A 19,338-nucleotide genomic window follows, 5' to 3' on the forward strand; every position below is an offset into this window, starting at 1 on the left:
GAACTGCTGCGCCACACCCTGGAGGTCTTCCTCGCCGAGGACGGCAGCCACGCCCGCACGGCAGCCGCGCTCGACGTGCACCGCAACACCGTGCACTACCGCATCCAGCAGATCACCGGCCGCTACGGAATCGACCTCGGCGCAGACACTTTCGGCATCCGGTTCGCCCTCGGCGTGTGCCGGTGGCACCCGCGGGTGCTCGCCCCCGCCGAGCCCGCCGTCCCGGGCACCTGACCGGTTTGTGCCCGAGGCATAAGCCGGTGGGACCGGTGGTCCCGTCGGCGGGCGCCGTATACCGTGGCAGGGTGTCGATGATCAAGGGTGCCAATGTGGTGGTACCCGCTGCTGCCGTCCGGGTGGAGCTCGGCTGGCAGGCGGGGGCGGGTGTACCGGACGCGGATGCCTCCGCGCTGCTGCTGAGCGGCGGCCGGGTCCGGTCCGACGACGACTTCGTCTTCTACAACCAGCCGGTGCATCCCGCGGGCGCGGTGCGCCACGAGGGCAAACGGCAGGGCCCGACCATCGTCGACACCCTCTCGGTCCGGCTCGACCGGGTCGAACCGCAGATCGAGACCATCGTGCTGGCCGCCTCGGCCGACGGCGGCACCTTCCGCGCGTTCCCCGGCCTGCACATCCGCGTCCTCGACGCGGGCACCGGCGCCGAACTGGCCCGCTTCGACAGCCCCGGCGCCACCACCGAGACCGCCTTCGTCCTCGGCGAGCTCTATCGCCGCCAGGGCGCCTGGAAGTTCCGCGCCGTCGGCCAGGGGTACGACTCCGGCCTCGCCGGCCTGGCCACCGACTACGGGATCAGCGTCGACGACGCGCCCGCGGGCGCCGCGCCATCGGCAGCGCCGCACGCCGCCCCTGCCCCCGGTCCGGCCTCGGCCCCGCCCGCGTATCCCGCTGCCGGACAGGGTGTTCCGGCCGCTCACCCGGGGAACCCGGCGCCGGGTGTGTCCGCCCCGGCCGCCGGTCACGGCGCGCCGCCGGGCGGGTTTCCCGGTGCGGGTCCGTCGGGCGACCACTTCTCGCGGCCGGGCTCGGGCCAGGGCGTATCGACGGGTGGATTCCCGGGCCAGGCACCTGGCCAGGGCGCCCCGACGGGCGGATTTCCGGGTCAGCAGCCCGGTCAGGGCGCCCCGGGTGGGTTTCCGGGTCAGGGCGTGCCGTCCGGTGGTCACCCGGGGCAGGTTCCGCCGGGATTTCCCGGTCAGGGCGCCCCGGCGGACGGTTTCGGCGGCGCGCCGGGCTATCCGCCGCCTCCGGTCGGGGGAGACCCGAACGCGTATCCACCGGGCGGATATCCGGCGGCGCCCGGGGGATTCCCGCCGCCCGCACCGGGTTTCGCGCCGAACGGCGGGCAGCAGGTCGCGGGTGGGCCGGGCCACGTCCCGGGCGGTCATCCGCGGCCCGGTGACGCCGACGTGACGCAGGTGGCGTCCTGGAATCAGCCGCCCGGACCGAACCCGCCCGCGCCGGGCAAGGTCTCGCTCACCAAGGAGTCCCCGTCGGTGTCCCTGCGCAAGCACGGGGCGACCGGCGGTGTCATGCGGGTCAATCTCAACTGGACCTCGATGGCCGCGACCGGGCGCCTGTTCGGCAAGCTGCGCGGCAAGAACATCGACCTGGACCTGTGCTGCTTCTACGAGCTGGTCAACGGCGCGATCGGGTCGGTGCGCGCCCTGGACCGCCGCTTCGGCGCCCTGTACGAGCCGCCGTTCATCCACCTCGACCAGGACGACCGCACCGGCGCGAGCGCCACGGGCGAGAACCTGTCGATCAATCTCGATTTCACGCCCCTGTTCCGGCGGATCCTGGTCTTCGCCTCCATCTACGAGGGCGCGGGCGACTTCCGCGGCGTGCACGCCACCGTCACCCTGCACCCGGTGAACTCGCCGCCGATCGAGATGTTCCTCGACGGCTGCCAGGACAACTCGCGCGATGCCGTGCTGGCGGTCATCGAGAACGTCGACGGCGAGCTGGTGGTGCGCCGCGAGGGCACCTTCGTGCGGCCGCCCGCCGGACAGCCGGGCGCGGGCGTCATGGAGATCGCGCGACTGTACAACTGGGACTTCGGTTTCCGCCGGGGCGAGGGCAAATGAGGCATCCGGCCACCCGCGTGCTCGAGTCGATGGTCTTCCATCCCGACCGCGTCATCCCCGTCACCCCCGCCGCCGCGGGCCTGGACTTCACCGAGTTGCGCCCGCGCACCGCGGACGGGGAGACCGTGCACGCGTGGTTCGTCCCGGCCCCGGCCGCGCGCGGGTACATCCTCTACGCCCACGGCAACGGCGGCACCATCGGCGACCGGGTGCCCTGGATCGCGGGCCTGGTCGCGGCGGGCTTCGGCGTGCTCGCCTTCGACTACCGCGGCTACGGCGCCAGCACCGGCCGCACCACCGAGGCAGGCACCTATCTCGACGCGCGGGCCGCGCGTGCCGCCCTGCTCGACCAGCCCGGCGTCGATCCCGGCCGCGTCCACTATCTCGGTGAATCCCTCGGTGGCGGCGTGCTCGTCGAGCTCGCCCTGGAGCACCCGCCGGCGACCCTGACGCTGCTGTCGAGTTTCAGCAGCATGCGCGACGCGGCTCGCGCGGTGTATCCGGTCCTGCCCGCGCCGCTGATCCCCGACGCGTACCCGAGCGCGCGGCGCCTGGCGTCCCTGCGGGTCCCGGTGCTGGTCCTGCACGGCGACCGCGACGAGCTCATCCCGCTGCGCCAGGCCGAACGCAACCACGCCGCGGCCGCCGGGCCCAAGCGTCTGGTCGTCGTCCCCGGTGCGGGCCACACCGACGTCCCCACGGTCCTCGGCCCGCGGTGGGGCGAGCTGCTGGCCGACTGGTCGGCGCGCGCCACCGCCTGAGCGCGGGGACGGAGCGGCCCCCCGCCACGGCGGCCTGCGTAGCCTGGGTGGGAGAGCGGCTCGGCCGGGCCGCGCGGGAAGGGAGAACGGCATGAGTGACCCCGCCGACCTGGTGACCCGCCTGGCGGCCCTGCCCGACGACGAGCTGCGCGCCGTGCTGCGCGCCGCCGTGCTGGGCCGGGCCGGGTTCGGGGCCGTCGTCGCGGCCCTGGGCGCCGGTGATGCGCCCACGCCCGCGCCTGTGACTCTCGGCACGTCCGCGCCCCCGTCCCTGCCGGTGTTCGGCGCATCCGGCGAGGTAGAGGCCGAAATCGTGGTACCGCCGGTACCGCACTCGGCGGGACCCGCCGCGACCGGCGGATATTCCGCCACCGGAGTGCCGACTTTCGACGCCGTTCGGGATAAGGTCGAGCAGCGCTTCGGCACCGCGCAGGGCATGGGCGAGCTCGATCGGCAGACCCCGGCGGGTCGCGGCGCCGACGAACAATGGGAGGCGCGGGAGCAGGCCGCGCGCGAACGCCTGGCACGGATCCGCGAGTCGATGAAGCACGACGACTGAGCGCCGGGCCGCCGCGCGCGACGTTCCCGCCTGCGAAGTGATTGGGTGGAAGAGATCGATGACGAACGCGCGCGAGGTCGCCGCACGCCTGCTCGACGCACAGGTCGAGTTCCTGCTCGGCGAGGTCACCGGTGACCGGTTCGCCGAGGTGATCGCCCGCGACGTGGCCGCCGTGCTCGCCGTCGGCGACACCATCCGCTTCGGGGACGTGGTGTCCCTCGACCAGGCGCACGAGACCGTGGCCACGGTGTTCGACCGGATCGGCGGCAGTCCCGTCATCGCCGACAACGCGGGGGTCTTCTCCGACACCATCTACGACCACATCGCCGCCAACACCGACTACACCCTCGGCGACGTCGTCGACCGGGAGCCCGTGGAAGCGTTGCTGGAGAAGATCTTCGGCATGCACCAGGCCCAGGAGCGGATCCTGGACCGGCTCACCGAGAGCCCGCTCGTGGCGACGGTGGCCGCCAAGTTCGTCGACAAGCTGATCGGCGACTTCATGCAGGCCAACCGGGAACGCGCGGAGAAGATCCCCGGCGTCTCCTCGCTGATGTCGCTGGGGCAGTCCGCGGCCAACCGGGCCAAGAAGGTCGCCGACTCCACCTTCGTCGGCGATCTGGCCGGCAAGGGCGCGCTGTTCGCGCTCAAGCGCACCAACAACGCCATCCGCGAGATGCTGCGCGACGCGCCGGTGCACTCGGCGGCCATGGAATTCTGGGACCTGCACTCGGCCGAACCGGTGTCGGGCCTGCGGGAGTACCTGACGCAGAAGGACCTCAACGAGCTGGTGCAGATCTGCTACGAGATCGCCGTCACCACGCGGGAGAAGGAGTACTTCGGGCTGCTCGTGCGCGAGTGCACCGAGGTGTTCTACCAGCGCTACGCCGACCACACCCTGACCGCCATGCTGCCGGAGCTGGGCCTGACCGCCGACGACGTCGCGGCGGAGATCCTGCGCTACGGGCCCGCGGTGATCGAGGCGGCCAAGGCCGACGGGGTGCTGGCCGGGCTGATCCGCGAGCGCCTCGAACCCTTCTACACCTCCGATCTCGTGCTCGGCATCCTGGGCGAGACCGGCGCCTGACGACGTCCAGCGAGCGACACCGCGGGCGGATTCACCCCGCGGTGTCGCTCGCGGCGTGCGTCTTCGCGGAAAGCGGTCACCGGGAGTCGTTTTCGGGGTACCGTGATGTGTCCGGGGTTACTCCACGGTATTTCGGCCGGTCCGTTTCCCGGGCTGTGCGGCCGGTCACCGGAATTCCGGCGGCGCATGTAAACACCGTTGTTCGGCCGCGTTACGGCCCGTCCGGCGCCGTTGTGAGGATTCGGCCACATCGGTGGCCGCAGGTTTCGGCCGTGTTGACATCAATCGACAAACCGCGCATTCGCGCCTCTCCCCGTTGCCGCGGCCCCGCACCCGTGACATTTTCCTCCTGACCTGACCGCAGTGAGCGAGGAGAAACGGTGTCGGTGGCGACGGACCGAGCACGCCGGAACCGGCTGCACCCCCGGACCATCCGGGGACAGCTGAGCCGGATCCTGGCCGTGTCGCTGATCCTGGTGCTCGCCCTGCTCGGGGTCACGGTCGCGGGGCAGATCGCGGCGTACCGGCGCAGCGGCGACACCGCCGACGCCGTCGCCGTCGCCCTGGCGGTGCAGGACCTGGTGCACCAGGCGCAGCGCGAACGCGGCCTGTCCAACGGGCTGCTCGGCGGCGACGAGCGCTGGCGGCGGCCGGTGGCCGAGCAGCGGGCCGAGACCGATCGCGCGCTGGACGCCCTCGACGCGGTCGCGGGCCGGGACGTGCCCGGCGCGACCGAGATCCGCGCGGCGCTCGGCCATCTGGCGGGGCTGCCGCAGCTGCGCGCGAGCATCGACGCGGGCAACGCGGGCAGGCAGGCGGCCTTCCAGTTCTACACCGACGGCATCACCGCCCTGAACCGTCCGGAGCTCGGCCTCGACCAGGCCCGCGATGCGCGCGTGCGGCACGGTCTGGCCGCCCTCTACGCCCTCGGCGACGCCAAGGAGTACACCGCGCGCGAACGCGGCTTCCTCAACGGTGTCTTCGCGGCGGGCGAATTCGGGGCGGGGGAGTACGTGCAGTTCCTGGAGATGCGGTCCGGGCGCGCGGTGGCGCTGACCGCGTTCGCCGGCGAGGCCACCCCGGCCCAGCAGTCCGCGCTCGACGCCGTCACCGGCGGCGAGCACGCCCGCCTGGCCGCCGAGTCGGAGAACGTCGCCATCGCCTCGGCCACCGGGCCGCTGGCGCGGCCGGTCGACGCGGGCGCCTGGTGGACGCGGATGACGCAGGTCATCGACGGACAGCGCGAGGTGCAGCGCGCCGTCGGCGAGGACGTGCGCGAGCGGGCCGCGCAGCTGCGCCGGGAGGCCGCGCTGTGGCTCGGCGTGTGCCTGCTGGTCGCCCTGGCCGCGGTCGCCGTGCAGATCGGGCTCGTCGTGGCGAGCCTGCGCGCCATCGTGCGGCCGCTGGCGGGCCTGGCCGCGGAGGCCGACGACGTCGCGGGCACCCGGCTGCCCGAGGTCGTCGCCGCCTGGGGCCGCGACGCCGACGCGCACCCCGAACGGCCCGCCCCGGTGACCGTGCCCGCCAAGGCCACCCGCGAGATCGCCGCGGTCGCCGACGCGCTGGACCGGGTGCAGGCCACCGCCGTCGACCTCGCCTCCGCGCAGGCCCTCGTCCGGCGCAACACGACCGAGTCGCTGGCCAACCTCGCCCGCCGCAACCAGAACCTCGTGCGCCGCCAGCTCGGTCTCATCAGCGACTTCGAGCGCGAGGAACTCGATCCCGAGGGCCTGGCCAAACTGTTCGAGCTCGACCACCTGGCCACCCGCATGCGCCGCAACGCCGAGAGCCTGCTGGTGCTGGTCGGCGAGGCGGGCCCGCGCCGCTGGGCCGAACCGATCCCGCTGACGGAGGTCATCCGGGCGGCCCTGTCGGAGGTCGACGACTACCGCCGGGTCCTGTTGCGCCGCATGGACGACGCACACATCGCCGGATCCGCGGTGACCGATCTCGCGCACCTGCTCGCCGAACTGATCGAGAACGGGCTGGCTTTCTCCCCGCCGGATCTCGAAGTCGAGGTCTACGGCAGCGTCGTCCCCGGCGGATACCTGCTCGCCGTGGTCGACCACGGCGTCGGCATGCCCGCCGAGCAACTCGCCGAGGCCAACGCCCGTCTCGGGGGCGACACCGACTTCATCGTCGCACCGACCCGCTACCTCGGGCACTATGTCGTCGGCAGGCTGGCCGACCGGCTCGACGTGCGGGTGGAGCTGACCACCTCGCCCGTGCGCGGCATCGTCGCCCGGGTGCTGCTGCCGAAATCCGTCCTGGCCGAACCGGGCCGGCGGGAGCCGGGGGCCGCGACCGCGGCGGGCGGCAGGCACGCCGCGGCGCCCGAGGGCGGGGACCCGGCGCACGATCCCGCCGCCGAGGCAGCCGGGAACGCCACCGCGACAGGCGCTCCGGTCGCCGCGGCGCGGACGAACGGGACGGGGCACCACCGGCGGAGCGGGGGCGGGGAACCGGTGGGCGATCACGCCGGGAGCGCTACGCTGCCCCCGGACCGGGCGCGCCGGGCCGAGCCGCTCCCCGGGTCGGCCTACGCGCAGTTCCTCGCGCCGCTCCCGGCCGCCGGATCGCCCGGGGTGTCCATCGATGAGGGTGGACACCCCGGGCGCGACCGGGTGCTCCCCGCCGCCCGGCTCACCGACCAGACGGCTACCGGTCACGGCGCGCCGCCCTCGGCCGCCGGTCGATCCGCGCCGGAGCGCACCCGAAACGGCCTGGTCAAGCGCACCAAGCGGGCCCGTCCCGCCGCGCCGGAACCGGCCCCGCGCCCCAGGGCCGACCGTCCCCCCGTGCCCGAGCGCACGCCGGAGGCGACCCGCGGCATGCTGTCCAGTTTCCGGTCGGGCCATCAGCGCGGCGGGCCCGGCGACCACCCAACACCCCGTGACGACTCCCAGGAGACCCGGTGACCGCTCCGCTCCAGACCGCCGACCCGCACACGTTCAACTGGCTGCTCGGCAACTTCGTCCGCAACACCGACGGCGTCCGTGACACGGTCGCCGTCTCCTCCGACGGCCTGCTCATCGCCATGTCCGACGGGCTCGACCGGGCGGGCGCCGACCGCCTCGCCGCGATCGTGTCCGGCCTGACCGGCCTGTCCCGCAGCGCGTCCCGCAGTTACGACTTCGACGGGCTGAAGCTGATCATGATCGAGATGCACCGCGGCTTCCTGCTGATCTCCGCGCTCGGCGACGGCAGCTGCCTCGGGGTGATCGCCGACGGCACGTGCGACGTCGGGCTCGTCGGGTACGAGATGGCGGTGCTCGCCGAACGAGCGGGCGCGCTGCTGGATCCGGCGCTGGTCTCCGAGCTGCGGGAAACGTTGCGCAGATGAGAGATCCCGACCGGTTGCGGCTGCCCGATCCGCGCATGATCGCGCTGAACCGCGCCCAGACCTGGCATCGGCCCGGCCCGGACATCGCCTCCACCCCGTCCGACGACCCGGTGGACCGGGTGGTGCGCCCGTTCATCGTCACGGCGGGGCGCACCACCCCGCTGCTGGACGGCCTGCGGATCGAGACCCTCGTCCTCGCCCCGCCCGCCGCGCGCGCGGCGCCGCTGCGCTTCGAGGAACGCGCCGTCGTCGAGCTGTGCGCCCGCCCGCACTCGATCGCCGAGATCGCCACGGCGCTACGGGTTCCCGTCGGCGTCGCCAAGGTCGTCGTCAGCGATCTGGCCGCCGCGGGCCACGTCACCGTCCGTGACGCACCGGAACTGACCACCGCCGCCATCGAAAGGATCAGGGATCTTGTTCGGGCACTCTGACTTCCGTGCCGTCCCCGCCGTCCCCTCGTCGGTGAAGATCGTCGTCAGCGGCGGCTTCGGGGTCGGCAAGACCACGTTCATCGGCTCGATCTCCGAGATCGAGCCCCTGGTCACCGAGGCCGACATGACCGAGATGTCGGTCGGCGTCGACGATCCGGGTCATCGCGCGGACAAGACCGCGACCACGGTCGCCCTCGACTTCGGCCGCATCACCCTCGACGACGCGCTCATCCTCTACCTGTTCGGCACGCCGGGGCAGGACCGCTTCGTGTTCCTGTGGGACGACCTCGTCGACGGCGCCCTCGGCGCGGTCCTGCTGGTCGACACCGACCGCATCGAGGACTGCTTCCCCGTCCTGGACTACTTCGAGGACCACGGCACCCCGTTCGTGGTGGTCGTCAACCGCTTCGCCGGCGCGCCGCTGTTCGACCTCGGCGAGGTCCGCGAGGCGCTCGGCCTCGACGACTGGATTCCCCTGCTGGCCTGCGACGCCCGCGCGCGCGAATCGGTGCGCGACGTCCTGGTCGCGCTGCTCGAGCAGGTGCTGTTCACCCGCAGCCCCGCCCGTCGCGAGGTGAGCTGAACGGCCACGCCGTCGGGGCCGCCGCCCGATCGACCGGGTGCCGCGCGACCGACGAGGTCTCGCGCGGCACCCGGCCGATCCGATCAGCGGCCCGCGCCCAGCGGGGTGCCGAAGAGAGTGGCGAACTTGGCGGCGAGGGTGTCGCCGAGGAAGCCCAGTTCACCCGGAGTGCCGAGCATGGTGCCCGCATCGGAGGTCGAACATCCGGGAGCGGCGGGCTTGCCGTCGAGCCGGTCGCGCAGCCACAGCAGCGCGGCGGGGCCGCCGACGACCTCGGCGACGATGTGCTCGCTGGCGTGGTCACGGGTGTAGGTGACCGAGGCGTTCGGGTCCCGGCAGTAGGTGTCGACCAGCGCGTTCGTGGAGTGCAGCGGCAGGATCTCGTCCCAGGCCGAGTGCCAGACGAACATCGGCATGTCCGGGACGGACTTGCCCATGCGGGTGTCGGCCAGCATGGCGGCCACGGGTGCGTCGTCGAGCGGGTCGCCGTCGGAGCCGATCATGCCCGTGAGGTTCAGGAACGGCAGCAGCGCGGACTGGTACTGGACGCACAGCGGCGTCTTCACGGCGCGCAGCGTCTTGCCCACCGGGTCGAGCCGCTGCTCCAGATAGGCGGCGAAATCCGGGTATTCGCGGGTGAGGCCGAGCACGGCGGCGAAGACCAGGCCGGAGGTCAGCTGGTTGTTCGCCATGCGCAGCGCGGCGCCGAGATCCGCGCCGACGCCGCCCTCCGCCGCGCCGACGATGTTCAGCTCGGGCGCGTAGGTGGCCTTCAGCTCGGCGGCGTGGCCGGTGGCGATGGAACCGCCGGAATAGCCGTAGAGCCCCACCCGGCCCGCCTCGCCGACGCCGAGCGGCGCGAAGTGGGTGGCGGCGCGGATGCCGTCGAGGGTGATCCGCCCGGCCAGCGGGCCGGCCGCGTACGCCGAGTCCGGGCCCTGGTGATCGGGGACGACGACCGCCCAGCCCTGCGCCAGCGCGGCCTGGGCGAACAGGAACTCGGCGGGCACGACGATCTGTCCCGCGAGCGAGGCCACCGACAGGTGCTGCAGCGCGTAGGAGGGCGCGCAGTAGCCCGCCGTCGAGTCCTCGGCCAGCTGCACCGACAGCAGCTTGCGCGGCTCGGGGGACTGCCCGCGCGGCTTGATCAGCGTGGCGACCGCCGGGATGGCCTCGTCGCGGCTGTTGTTCGAGCGATAGGACACCTGCCAGGCGTCCACGTCGACGGGCAGCAGGCCGAAGTCGGCGATCCGCACCTCGCGCACGGCGAGGATCTCGCCGGGCGCGGCCGCGGCGACCACGTCGGCGGCCGGGCGATAGAACGCGGCGTCCAGCTCCGGCGGCAGCGGGACGACCGGCGCGGGCGCGACCGCCGCCGGCTCGGCCGTCACCGGCGCGGCCAGCGTCGCCGACGCCACGGCGAGCGCCCCGGCCAGCAGGGCCGCCCAACGTAGAACGGGGGAAGTTCTCATGTTCACAGTCCTCGGGTTCATTGAGACGTCTGCGTCTCAATGACGGGTACTATGGCACGGGTGTGGCGTGGATCGCAATCGTCAACCGTCGGTGGGCAGGGTGAGCGCGATGAGCAGCGCGGAGATGATCTCCACCAGCACGTCGGCGGGCGGGCGCGGGTCCTCCAGGCTCCACAGGTGGACGGCGCCGTTGACCGCGCCGATGAACGCGGCCATGGCCATCCGCCAGCCGCCGGGCGGCGTCCGCACCTCCGGCACGCTCGCCGCGGCCGCCGCGACGATCTCGCCCCACTGCTCGCGCACCCGCACCCGGTGTTCCTCGACCGCCGGGCTCACCCCGACGATCTCCACGAACGCGACCTTGGCGCAGCGGATGTCGTCGGCCACGGCGTGCGCGTAGGCCCGCACCGCGGCCGCGACGAAGGTCCGCAGATCGGTGGAGCCCGCGGCCGCGATGGCGGCGAGCACCGCGTCGCGCGCCCGGCCCTGCACCGCGTCGTAGACCGCGACCAGCAGCTCCTCCCGGCCGCTGAACTGCTCGTAGAACTGGCGGCGCGACAGGCCCGCCGCCGCGCAGACGTCGGTGAGCGAACTGGCGGCATAGGTCTTGTCCGCGAAGACCGTCAGGCCCGCCTCGATGAACAGGGCACGCCGCTCGACCTGCCGTTCGGCGACGGAGGTACCGCGGTAGCTGTGTCGGGTGCGGGCCGTACTCACTCCCGTCAGCCTACTGAACACCCCGGTGCCGGGGCGGCCCGCGCCCGGACGGTTAACGGAGTCCGCAGGTTCGGAGATCGATCCGGTGTGAGCATCCGGGCAGAGCGCGGCGGCGCGGCGCCGTGAGCAGGGTCCTGTTCGTCGGCATGCCGCTGCTCGGGCACCTGTTCCCGATGCTGCCGCTGGCGGGACTGCTGCGCGCGCGGGGGCACACGGTCGCGGTGGCGACCGGCGCGGGCCCGTGCGCGGTGCTCGGCCGTGACCTGCCCGTGCTGGAGGTGGGGCCCCCGATCGACCACGTGCGCGCCGCCCTGCGCGGGCTCGCCGCGCACCCGGTGCTCGCGGTGCGCTCCGCGCGCGGGATGGCCGACGCGCGCGGCGGCGCGCACGTCTTCGCCGTCACCAACCGGCCCCTGCTCGCCCCGCTCACCCGCGCCGCGTCCGCGTTCGCGCCGGACGTGATCGTGCACGAGCCCTTCGCCGCGGCGGCCGCGATCGTCGCCGAGCGGCTCGGCGTGCCGACGGTGCTGCACAACATCGCCTTCGACGACGCGCGCGAGATCCGCCGGGAACTGCTCGCCGTGCTCGGGCACCCGGATCTCCCGGAGCCGGAGACGATCTCGGTCGCGCCGCCGTCGATGGTCGGCGTCCCCGGGCTGCCGATGCGGTTCACCCCGTACGCGCTACCGGGGGACGAGGTACCGGAACCGCTGCGTGCGCCGCCGCGGCGGCCCCGGCTGCTGGTCACCCGGTCGACCATGCTCGGCGACGGACCCGACGCGATGCTGCGCGCCGTCCTGCGCGCCGCGCCCGGCCTCGACGCCGACATCGTCGTCGTGCGCCCGAATCGCGCCGTCCAGCGGGCACGACGGCTGCCCCCCAACGTGTCGACGACGGGCTGGCTGCCGCTGACCGAGGCGTTGCGCACCGCCACCGCGCTCGTCGGTCACGGCGGCGCGGGCTCGGTCTACGCGGCCCTGTGTGCCGGTGTGCCGCAACTGGTCACCCCGGCGCCGGGGGACCGCGCCTGGAACGCGCGCCTGGTCGCCCGGCGCGGCGCCGGGCTCGCGGTGCCCGCCCGCCGGATCACCGCCGCCCGCCTGCACCGGCTCCTGCACGACCCGCAGCTCGTCCTCGGCGCGCGGGCGGTCGCCGCCGAGATCGCCGCGATGCCGGATCCGTCGGCCGTGGCCGACCGGCTCTTCCCCGGCGTCGCGGACCGGCCCGCGCCCGGGTGAGCATGCCCACGTCGGCGAAATCGGCTGGACAACCGGACCCACCCGGCCGGATCATGGTCGGCGATGACGAAGGCCAACGAACAGCAATTACGGCTCGTGAACACGACGGGGGAGGCGGCCGATCCCGGAGAACGATTCCCGTGGCACGCGGCCATCGACTCCACCTGGTCCACCCGCGACACCATCGACGCCCTGGCGCTGGCGCCGTTCGTCCGCGGTGAACAGCCCTTCGCCCGCCAGGCGCACCTGGACCGGGTGCGCGCCGACGCCCCGCTGCGCCCCGCCGACGCGCGCGTGATCCGTTCGGTGTCCGACGACGACAGCGGCTCGCTGCTCGCCGTCGGCGAGGGCTGGTCGCTGCGCGCCAACCGGTGGTCCGGAGGCTCGGCGACGGTGGAGGTCACCGCCGTCACCGACGCGCTCGCCGAGGCGGTGCTGAAGGCCGCCACCGACGGCGCCGTGCAGGACCCGCCCGCCGACACCGCCGTGGAGATGGGGTTCTGGCACCTGGCCGCGCGCGGTCCGCTGCGCCGCCGCCGCGCCATCACCGCGCCCACCTGGGACGAGATCCGCGGCAACTACGCGAGCGCGGTCTCCGAGGGCATGAACCACCTCATGGGCCTGCAGCCCGCCGACGTGCGCGGTCGCCTCGTCCTGCTGCACGGCCCGCCCGGCACCGGCAAGACCACCGCCCTGCGCGCCCTCGCGCGCGCCTGGGCGCCCTGGTGCCAGGTCGACTGCGTGCTCGACCCCGAGGTGCTGTTCGGCAATCCCGGCTACCTCATGGAGGTAGCCACCGGCGCCGAGGGCGACGACGACGAGAACTCGCGCTGGCGGTTGCTCGTGCTCGAGGACTGCGACGAACTCATCCGCGGCGAGGCCAAGGAGTCCGCCGGGCAGCATCTCTCGCGCCTGCTCAACCTCACCGACGGCATGCTCGGCCAGGGCCGCAACGTCCTCATCGCGATCACCACCAACGAGGACCTGGCCCGGCTGCACCCCGCGGTCATCCGGCCGGGCCGCTGCCTGGCCCAGCTCGAGGTCGGCAAGCTGCCCGCCGCCGAGGCCGCCGCCTGGCTGGCCCGCGAACCCGGCGACCACCCGCCGGTCGGCCCGGGCGGCCTCTCGCTGGCCGAACTGGTCGCCCTGCGCGACGGCGACCGCCGCATCCAGGCCGTCACCAGCGAGCCGCTCGAGACCGGGATGTACCTGTAGGGGGTGCGATCACGGCGATCGGGACCGGCCCGGGGCTCGGTGGGCTCCCGCCGGGTCAGGCCGGCCGGGTGAGCGAAGCGATCGTCAGGACGCCGTCTTCGCCGTGTCGGCCATGGATCCGGTCGCTGTGGAGATCACCTGGTCGGATCTGGACCGCGACATCGAATAATCGACCCCCGGTAGGTTCGTCGGTATGGGCGAGCAGAAGCGGCGCATGCTGGCGGGGGAGCTGTATCGGGACGACGATCCGGAGCTGGTCGCCGAGCGGCGGCGGGCGCAGGGGTTGTGCGACGCGTTCAACCGGACCGGACCCGAGGAGACCGAGGAGCGCACCGCGCTGCTGCGGGAGCTGCTCGGCAAGCTGGGGGAGGGGTCCTGGATCATGCCCCGGTTCCAGTGCGACTACGGGCATCTCATCGAGATCGGGTCCAACAGCTTCCTCAACTACGACGCGATCCTGCTCGACTGCGCGCCCATCGTCATCGGCGACGACTGCTCGATCGGCCCGCGCGCGCAGCTGCTCACCGCGCTGCATCCGATGACCGATCACGAGGCGCGCAGGCAGCGGTGGGAGAGCGCCGCGCCCATCCGGATCGGCGACAACGTGTGGTTCGGCGGCGGGGTCATCGTGTGCCCGGGGGTGACGGTCGGCGACGACACCGTGGTCGGCGCGGGCAGCGTGGTCACCCGCGATCTCCCGGATCGGGTGTTCGCGGCGGGCAATCCGGCGCGGGTGATCCGCGCGCTGTGAGCGTGGTTGTCGGTGCCCGCCTCTACAGTTCGTCGCGCACCGATGAATTCCGCGCGGCCACGCCGTCGGACCCCATGACACACCCCTGCACCGAGGAGACCCCATGAGCACCGGCAAAGACCTCGTCCTCACCCACGTGGCCGTCCTGGTCGGCGACCAGGAACAGGCGCTGAGCTTCTATCGCGACGTCGTCGGCCTCGAGGTCAGGGCCGACCTGCCCTTCGCGGGCGGCCGCTGGCTCACCGTCGGCCCGGCCGAGCAGCCCACGCTGGAGCTGCTGCTCGAGGCGCCGGAGATGAACCCCGACCCGGCCGCCCGGCAGGCCGCCCGCGACCGCATCGCCGCGGGCGCGATGTCCACGCTCATCTTCGCCACCGAGAACGCCGACGACACCTACGCCCGGCTCGAGGCCGCCGGCGCCACCGGCGCGCAGCCGCCGACCGACCAGCCCTACGGCGTGCGCGACTGCAGCGTCCGCGACCCCTGGGGCAACCACCTGCGGTTCAGCCAGCCGCTGGGCTGAGCCCGCGCCGCGCGCGTCGCCGGGTCGCGCGGGTGCCGTGACGGCAATACTGTCTTGTCATGAGCCCCACGCGCACCGAGCCCGAACAGGAAGCCACGCGTCCGCTGCGGGAGGACATCCGGTTCCTCGGCGGCATCCTGGGCGACACCATCCGCGACCACGAGGGCGAGGAGCTGTTCGACCTGATCGAACGGGTCCGCGTCGAGGCGTTCCGGGTGCGCCGCGAGGAGGTCGACCGCAGCGCGGTGGCCGACATGCTCGACGGCGTCCCGGTCGAGACCGCCCTGCCGCTGATCCGGGCGTTCAGCTACTTCGTGCTGCTGGCCAACCTGGCCGAGGACCTGCAGCGCGATCGGCGCCGCGCGGTGCACGTCGGGGCGGGGGAGCCGCCGCAGGACTCCTCGCTCGCCGCGACCTACGCCAAGCTCGACGCCGCGGGCCTCGACGGCGGCGTGGTGGCCGAGCTGCTCACCGACGCCCTGGTCTCCCCGGTCATCACCGCCCACCCCACCGAGACCCGGCGGCGCACGGTCTTCGACGTGCAGGCCCAGATCACCGACCTCATGCGCGTGCGCCAGCACTACAGCCGCGACGAGCCGGAGTACGCCGAGTCGGAGCGGGCGATCCGCCGCGAGATCCTGCAGCTGTGGCGCACGGCGCTGATCCGGTTGGCGCGCCTGCGGATCCAGGACGAGATCGCGGTCGGCCTGCGCTACTACGACCTCACCCTCTACGACGTCATCCCGGCCATCAACGCCGAAGTCCGTGCGGCCCTGCGTTCCCGGTGGCCGGAGGCCGAGCTGCTGGCGCGCCCGATCCTGCGGCCGGGCTCGTGGATCGGCGGCGACCGGGACGGGAACCCCTACGTCACCGCCGATGTCGTGCGGACCGCGGCGACCCAGGCGGCCGGGTACGCCTTCGATCGCTACCTGCGCGATCTCGTCGACCTGGAGAAGACGCTGTCGCTGTCGGCCCGGCTGGTGCCGGTCACCGACGCCGTGGCACGCCTGGCCGAGGCGGGCTATCCCGATCCGGCGGTGTTCGCCGACGAACCGTATCGCCGTGCCGCCCACGGCATCCGGGCCCGGCTCAGCGCCACCGCCGTCCGCGCGCTCGGCGACCTGCCCGAGCACGGCCTGCCCGGCGACGCCGCGCCCTACCCCGATCCGCAGGCCGTCCTGGACGACCTGGACGCGATCGACGCCTCCCTGCGCGCGGGCGGGGACGCCCTGCTCGCCGACGATCGCCTCGCCGCCCTGCGCCACGCGGTGGAGACCTTCGGCTTCCACCTGCAGGGCCTGGACATGCGCCAGAACTCCGAGGTCCACGAGCAGGTGGTCGCCGAGCTGCTCGCCTGGGCGGGGGTGCACGCCGACTACGCGAGCCTGGCCGAGGACGAGCGGGTCGCGCTGCTGGCCGGGGAGCTGCGCACCCGCAGGCCGCTGCTGGGACCGAACGCGCACCTGAGCGAGCTCGCCGAGAAGGAGCTGGGCGTGCTGCGCGCGGGCAAGCACGTCATCGACACCTTCGGCGCCGCCGCGGTCCCGAACTACATCATCAGCATGTGCACCTCGGTCAGCGACATGCTCGAGGCCGCGCTGCTGCTGAAGGAGGCGGGCATCCTCGACCCGGGCGACGCCGACTCCGGCGCGGTCAGCCCGGTCGGCATCGTGCCGCTGTTCGAGACCATCGAGGACCTCGGCGCGGGCGCGGCGACCCTGGCCGCCGCGCTGGACGTGCCGGTGTACCGGGATCTGGTCGCCGCGGCCGGGATGCGCCAGGAGGTCATGCTCGGCTACTCCGACTCCAACAAGGACGGCGGGTACCTGGCCGCGAACTGGGCGCTGTACCGCGCCGAGCTCGATCTGGTCGAGGTGGCCCGCAAGTCCGGGATCCGGTTGCGGCTGTTCCACGGTCGCGGCGGCACCGTCGGTCGCGGCGGCGGCCGCAGCTACGACGCCATCCTGGCCCAGCCCGCGGGCGCGGTGCGCGGCTCGCTGCGGCTCACCGAGCAGGGCGAGGTGATCGCCGCCAAGTACGCCGAACAGCGCGCGGCCCACCGCAACCTGGAATCGCTGATCGCGGGCACGCTGGAGTCGACGCTGCTGGACGTCGAGGGCCTCGGCGAGGACGCCGAGCCGGCCTACGAACTCCTCGACGAGCTGGCCGCCCGGGCCCGTGCCGCGTACCGGGCGCTGGTGCACGAGACCCCCGGTTTCGTGCAGTACTTCCGCGAGTCGACCCCGGTGGCCGAGGTCGGCGACCTCAACATCGGCTCCCGGCCCGCCTCGCGCAAGCCGACCAACTCCGTCGCCGACCTGCGCGCCATCCCGTGGGTGATGGCCTGGAGCCAGGCCAGGGTGATGCTGCCGGGCTGGTACGGCACCGGCACCGCCCTCGGCGACTGGATCGGCGGCGATCCCGAGCGGCTGGCCCGGCTGACCGATCTCTACCGGCGCTGGCCGTTCTTCCGGACCGTGCTGTCGAACATGGCCCAGGTCATGGCCAAGAGCGATCTCGACATCGCCGCCCGCTACGCGGGCCTGGTCGACGACCCGGAGCTGCGGGAGAAGATCTTCGGCATGATCCGCGCCGAGTACGACCGCACGGTGGCGGTCTACGAGCAGATCACCGGTCATCCCGAGCTGCTCAGCGACAATCCGTCGCTGGCGGAGTCCATCCACAACCGCTTCCCGTACCTGGAGCCGCTCAACCAGCTCCAGGTCGACCTGCTGCGCAGGCTCCGCGGCGGCGACGACTCCGAGCTGGTGAAGCGGGGCATCCTGCTCACCATGAACGGCCTGGCCACGGCGCTGCGCAACTCGGGCTAGGCACCCCCGCGCCGGACCCGCCGCCCCGGGCGGGAGCGTCACGCTCCCGCCCGGCGCGGCGGGCCGGTGGGGTCAGGGCCGGGTCAGAGGCAGACGTTGATGCTGATCGGGCCGACCGGGATGCTGGTGCAGATGGCGACCGAACCGACGATCGGCGTGGCCTCCACCGTGGCGGCGGAGGCGGTGCCTGCGCCGAGGGCGCCGAGGGTCAGCGCGAGGGCGGTGACGGCGAACGGACGGGCGATTCTGGAAGACATACGATCATCATCCTCGGTTGTTCGGGTGGGTGGCCCCGGGTCGGGACCTCTCCCATCACAACACGTTCGCCGGGTGGTGGCCAGGACTTTCGCCAGAGTTTGAAACATGACGATTTCTAATGCTGACGGACGGAGGAGCGCCGTGGACATCGATCGCGACGCCGTCGCGGCCCTCGCGGACACGGTGCTCGGGCCGCACCACAAGGCGGTGCCGCCCTCGGCCTGGGGACGGACGGTAGGCGAATACCTGGACACCGCACCGGAACTCGCGCACTGGCAGACGCCGGTGCTCACCCTAGACGCGGGCGCGCTGGCGGCCAACACCGCGCTCATGGCGGACTGGGCCGCCACCGCCGGCCTGCTGCTCGCGCCGCACGGCAAGACCACGATGGCGCCGCGGCTGTGGCGCGACCAGCTCGACGCGGGCGCCTGGGGGATCACGCTGGCCACGCCGTGGCAGGTGCAGGTCGGCCGCGCGTTCGGGGTGCGGCGGATCCTGCTGGCCAACGCGCCGCTCGACCCCGTCGGCCTGGCCTGGATCGCCGGTGAGCTCGCCCGCGACCCCGCCTTCGAGTTCTGGTGCTGGGCCGACAGTGTCGCGACCGTCGCCGCGATGGACCGCGTGCTGGCCGGGTGCCCCGACGGCCCGCCGTTGCGGGTGCTGGTCGAGCTGGGCGGGGCGCGGGGGCGCACGGGCGCGCGCACCCCGGCCGAGGCGCACGCGGTGGCGGCGGCGATCGGCCGGTCGCCGCGGCTGTGCCTGGCCGGCGTCGGGGGATACGAGGGCGCCCTGGCGCACGATCGCGCGCCGGAGAGCCTGGCCGTCGTGCGCGGCTTCCTCGACCGCGTGGCCCGGCTGCACGGGGAACTCGCCGACGCGTATCCCGGGCCCGCGCTCGTCTCGGCGGGCGGCAGCGCCTACCCCGACCTCGTCGCCGAGGTGCTCGGCGGGCTCGCCGGACCCGGGACCGCGGTGGTGCTGCGCAGCGGCGCCTACCTGGCTCACGACGACGGGTTCTACGCGGCGATCTCGCCGCTGGTCGCCCCGGCGCGGGAGCCGGGCCTGCGGCCCGCGCTGCACGCCTGGGCCCGGGTGCTGTCCCGGCCCGAACCCGGCCTGGCGCTGCTGGACGCCGGCCGCCGCGATCTGCCCTTCGACCTGGGCCTGCCGGTGCCGCAGCGGGCGGACGGCCGGGCCGGGGTCCTGCCCGCCGAGGCCGCGGTGACCGCGCTCAACGACCAGCACGCCTTCCTGCGCCTGCCCGGCGCCGCCGCCGCCGACCTGCCGGTGGGCAGCGTGGTGCGGCTGGGGATCTCGCATCCGTGCACCGCCTTCGACAAGTGGCGGCTCCTCCCGGTCATCGATTCCGCCGACGCCGTCGGCCCCCGCGTGGTCGACCTGGTGCAGACGTTCTTCTGACCGATTCCGGGTCAATTTTCAAACAGTGATTGAAACACTGATTGA

Annotated in this window: 18 protein-coding genes; 15 read left to right on the forward strand and 3 right to left on the reverse strand. The window is 73.7% G+C overall.

Annotated features, from left to right (window positions below; all coding sequences use genetic code 11):
• The 9 genes from ON36_RS09710 to ON36_RS09750 all read left to right on the forward strand — a co-directional run.
• Positions 1 to 234: helix-turn-helix domain-containing protein (locus ON36_RS09710; RefSeq protein WP_043650609.1), on the forward strand; the 234-nt coding region annotated here is incomplete at its 5' end.
• Between the two features lie 77 nt (positions 235 to 311).
• The gene (locus ON36_RS36070) at positions 312 to 2,105 is read left to right on the forward strand and encodes a TerD family protein (protein ID WP_052313822.1); all 1,794 of its coding nucleotides are present in this window, start codon (positions 312 to 314) and stop codon (positions 2,103 to 2,105) included.
• Positions 2,102 to 2,866: an alpha/beta hydrolase gene (locus ON36_RS09720; protein ID WP_043650613.1), complete on the forward strand. Its 765-nt coding sequence runs from the start codon at positions 2,102 to 2,104 to the stop codon at positions 2,864 to 2,866. The genes ON36_RS36070 and ON36_RS09720 overlap by 4 nt, the downstream gene beginning before the upstream one ends.
• A 91-nt stretch (positions 2,867 to 2,957) precedes the next feature.
• The gene (locus ON36_RS35420; RefSeq protein WP_043650615.1) at positions 2,958 to 3,425 is read left to right on the forward strand and encodes a hypothetical protein; all 468 of its coding nucleotides are present in this window, start codon (positions 2,958 to 2,960) and stop codon (positions 3,423 to 3,425) included.
• Between the two features lie 58 nt (positions 3,426 to 3,483).
• Positions 3,484 to 4,512, forward strand: coding sequence for a hypothetical protein (locus tag ON36_RS09730; protein WP_043650617.1), 1,029 nt, complete (start codon positions 3,484 to 3,486; stop codon positions 4,510 to 4,512).
• A 380-nt stretch (positions 4,513 to 4,892) separates the two neighbouring features.
• Positions 4,893 to 7,430: a sensor histidine kinase gene (locus tag ON36_RS09735; protein ID WP_245558024.1), complete on the forward strand. Its 2,538-nt coding sequence runs from the start codon at positions 4,893 to 4,895 to the stop codon at positions 7,428 to 7,430.
• Positions 7,427 to 7,855, forward strand: coding sequence for a roadblock/LC7 domain-containing protein (locus tag ON36_RS09740; protein WP_043650618.1), 429 nt, complete (start codon positions 7,427 to 7,429; stop codon positions 7,853 to 7,855). The genes ON36_RS09735 and ON36_RS09740 overlap by 4 nt, the downstream gene beginning before the upstream one ends.
• Positions 7,852 to 8,286 carry a DUF742 domain-containing protein gene (locus tag ON36_RS09745; protein WP_043650619.1) on the forward strand — a complete coding sequence of 145 codons (435 nt, stop codon included), beginning with the start codon at positions 7,852 to 7,854 and terminating at the stop codon, positions 8,284 to 8,286. The genes ON36_RS09740 and ON36_RS09745 overlap by 4 nt, the downstream gene beginning before the upstream one ends.
• On the forward strand, positions 8,267 to 8,869 hold the full coding sequence (locus ON36_RS09750; protein WP_373281790.1) for a GTP-binding protein: 603 nt from the start codon (positions 8,267 to 8,269) through the stop codon (positions 8,867 to 8,869). Before ON36_RS09745 ends, ON36_RS09750 begins: the two co-directional genes overlap by 20 nt.
• 83 nt (positions 8,870 to 8,952) lie before the next feature.
• On the opposite strand, the gene ON36_RS09755 is transcribed toward ON36_RS09750, so the two are convergent.
• Together ON36_RS09755 and ON36_RS09760 are read right to left on the reverse strand one after the other, a co-directional pair.
• Positions 8,953 to 10,341 (reverse strand): lipase family protein, encoded by a 1,389-nt coding sequence (locus ON36_RS09755; RefSeq protein ID WP_043650621.1) that lies wholly within the window; start codon positions 10,339 to 10,341, stop codon positions 8,953 to 8,955.
• Positions 10,342 to 10,422: 81 nt separating this feature from the next.
• On the reverse strand, positions 10,423 to 11,058 hold the full coding sequence (locus ON36_RS09760) for a TetR/AcrR family transcriptional regulator (RefSeq protein ID WP_043650623.1): 636 nt from the start codon (positions 11,056 to 11,058) through the stop codon (positions 10,423 to 10,425).
• A gap of 122 nt (positions 11,059 to 11,180) precedes the next feature.
• Between ON36_RS09760 and ON36_RS09765 the strand changes: the two genes are divergently transcribed.
• The 5 genes from ON36_RS09765 to ppc all read left to right on the forward strand — a co-directional run bounded on the left by ON36_RS09765 (position 11,181) and on the right by ppc (position 17,616).
• Positions 11,181 to 12,296, forward strand: a complete 1,116-nt coding sequence (locus tag ON36_RS09765; protein ID WP_052313818.1) for a glycosyltransferase — start codon at positions 11,181 to 11,183, stop codon at positions 12,294 to 12,296.
• 63 nt (positions 12,297 to 12,359) lie between these two features.
• Positions 12,360 to 13,511, forward strand: a complete 1,152-nt coding sequence (locus ON36_RS09770) for a DUF5925 domain-containing protein (protein WP_043650625.1) — start codon at positions 12,360 to 12,362, stop codon at positions 13,509 to 13,511.
• A gap of 193 nt (positions 13,512 to 13,704) precedes the next feature.
• The gene (locus ON36_RS09775) at positions 13,705 to 14,262 is read left to right on the forward strand and encodes a sugar O-acetyltransferase (RefSeq protein ID WP_043650627.1); all 558 of its coding nucleotides are present in this window, start codon (positions 13,705 to 13,707) and stop codon (positions 14,260 to 14,262) included.
• A 103-nt stretch (positions 14,263 to 14,365) separates the two neighbouring features.
• Entirely contained in the window at positions 14,366 to 14,785 is a 420-nt protein-coding gene (locus ON36_RS09780; protein ID WP_043650629.1) for a VOC family protein, read from the forward strand.
• 59 nt (positions 14,786 to 14,844) lie between these two features.
• Positions 14,845 to 17,616, forward strand: coding sequence for a phosphoenolpyruvate carboxylase (gene ppc, locus ON36_RS09785; RefSeq protein ID WP_043650631.1), 2,772 nt, complete (start codon positions 14,845 to 14,847; stop codon positions 17,614 to 17,616).
• Positions 17,617 to 17,699: 83 nt separating this feature from the next.
• Here ppc and ON36_RS35425 read toward each other — a convergent pair whose 3' ends face one another.
• On the reverse strand, positions 17,700 to 17,873 hold the full coding sequence (locus ON36_RS35425) for a hypothetical protein (RefSeq protein ID WP_169334690.1): 174 nt from the start codon (positions 17,871 to 17,873) through the stop codon (positions 17,700 to 17,702).
• 106 nt (positions 17,874 to 17,979) lie between these two features.
• Here ON36_RS35425 and ON36_RS09790 point away from each other — a divergent pair, with 106 nt between their 5' ends.
• Entirely contained in the window at positions 17,980 to 19,293 is a 1,314-nt protein-coding gene (locus tag ON36_RS09790) for a type III PLP-dependent enzyme domain-containing protein (protein WP_052313819.1), read from the forward strand.
• Positions 19,294 to 19,338: the final 45 nt, after the last annotated feature.

Source organism: Nocardia thailandica NBRC 100428 (assembly GCF_000308795.1).
GTDB classification, from domain to species: Bacteria; Actinomycetota; Actinomycetes; order Mycobacteriales; family Mycobacteriaceae; genus Nocardia; species Nocardia thailandica.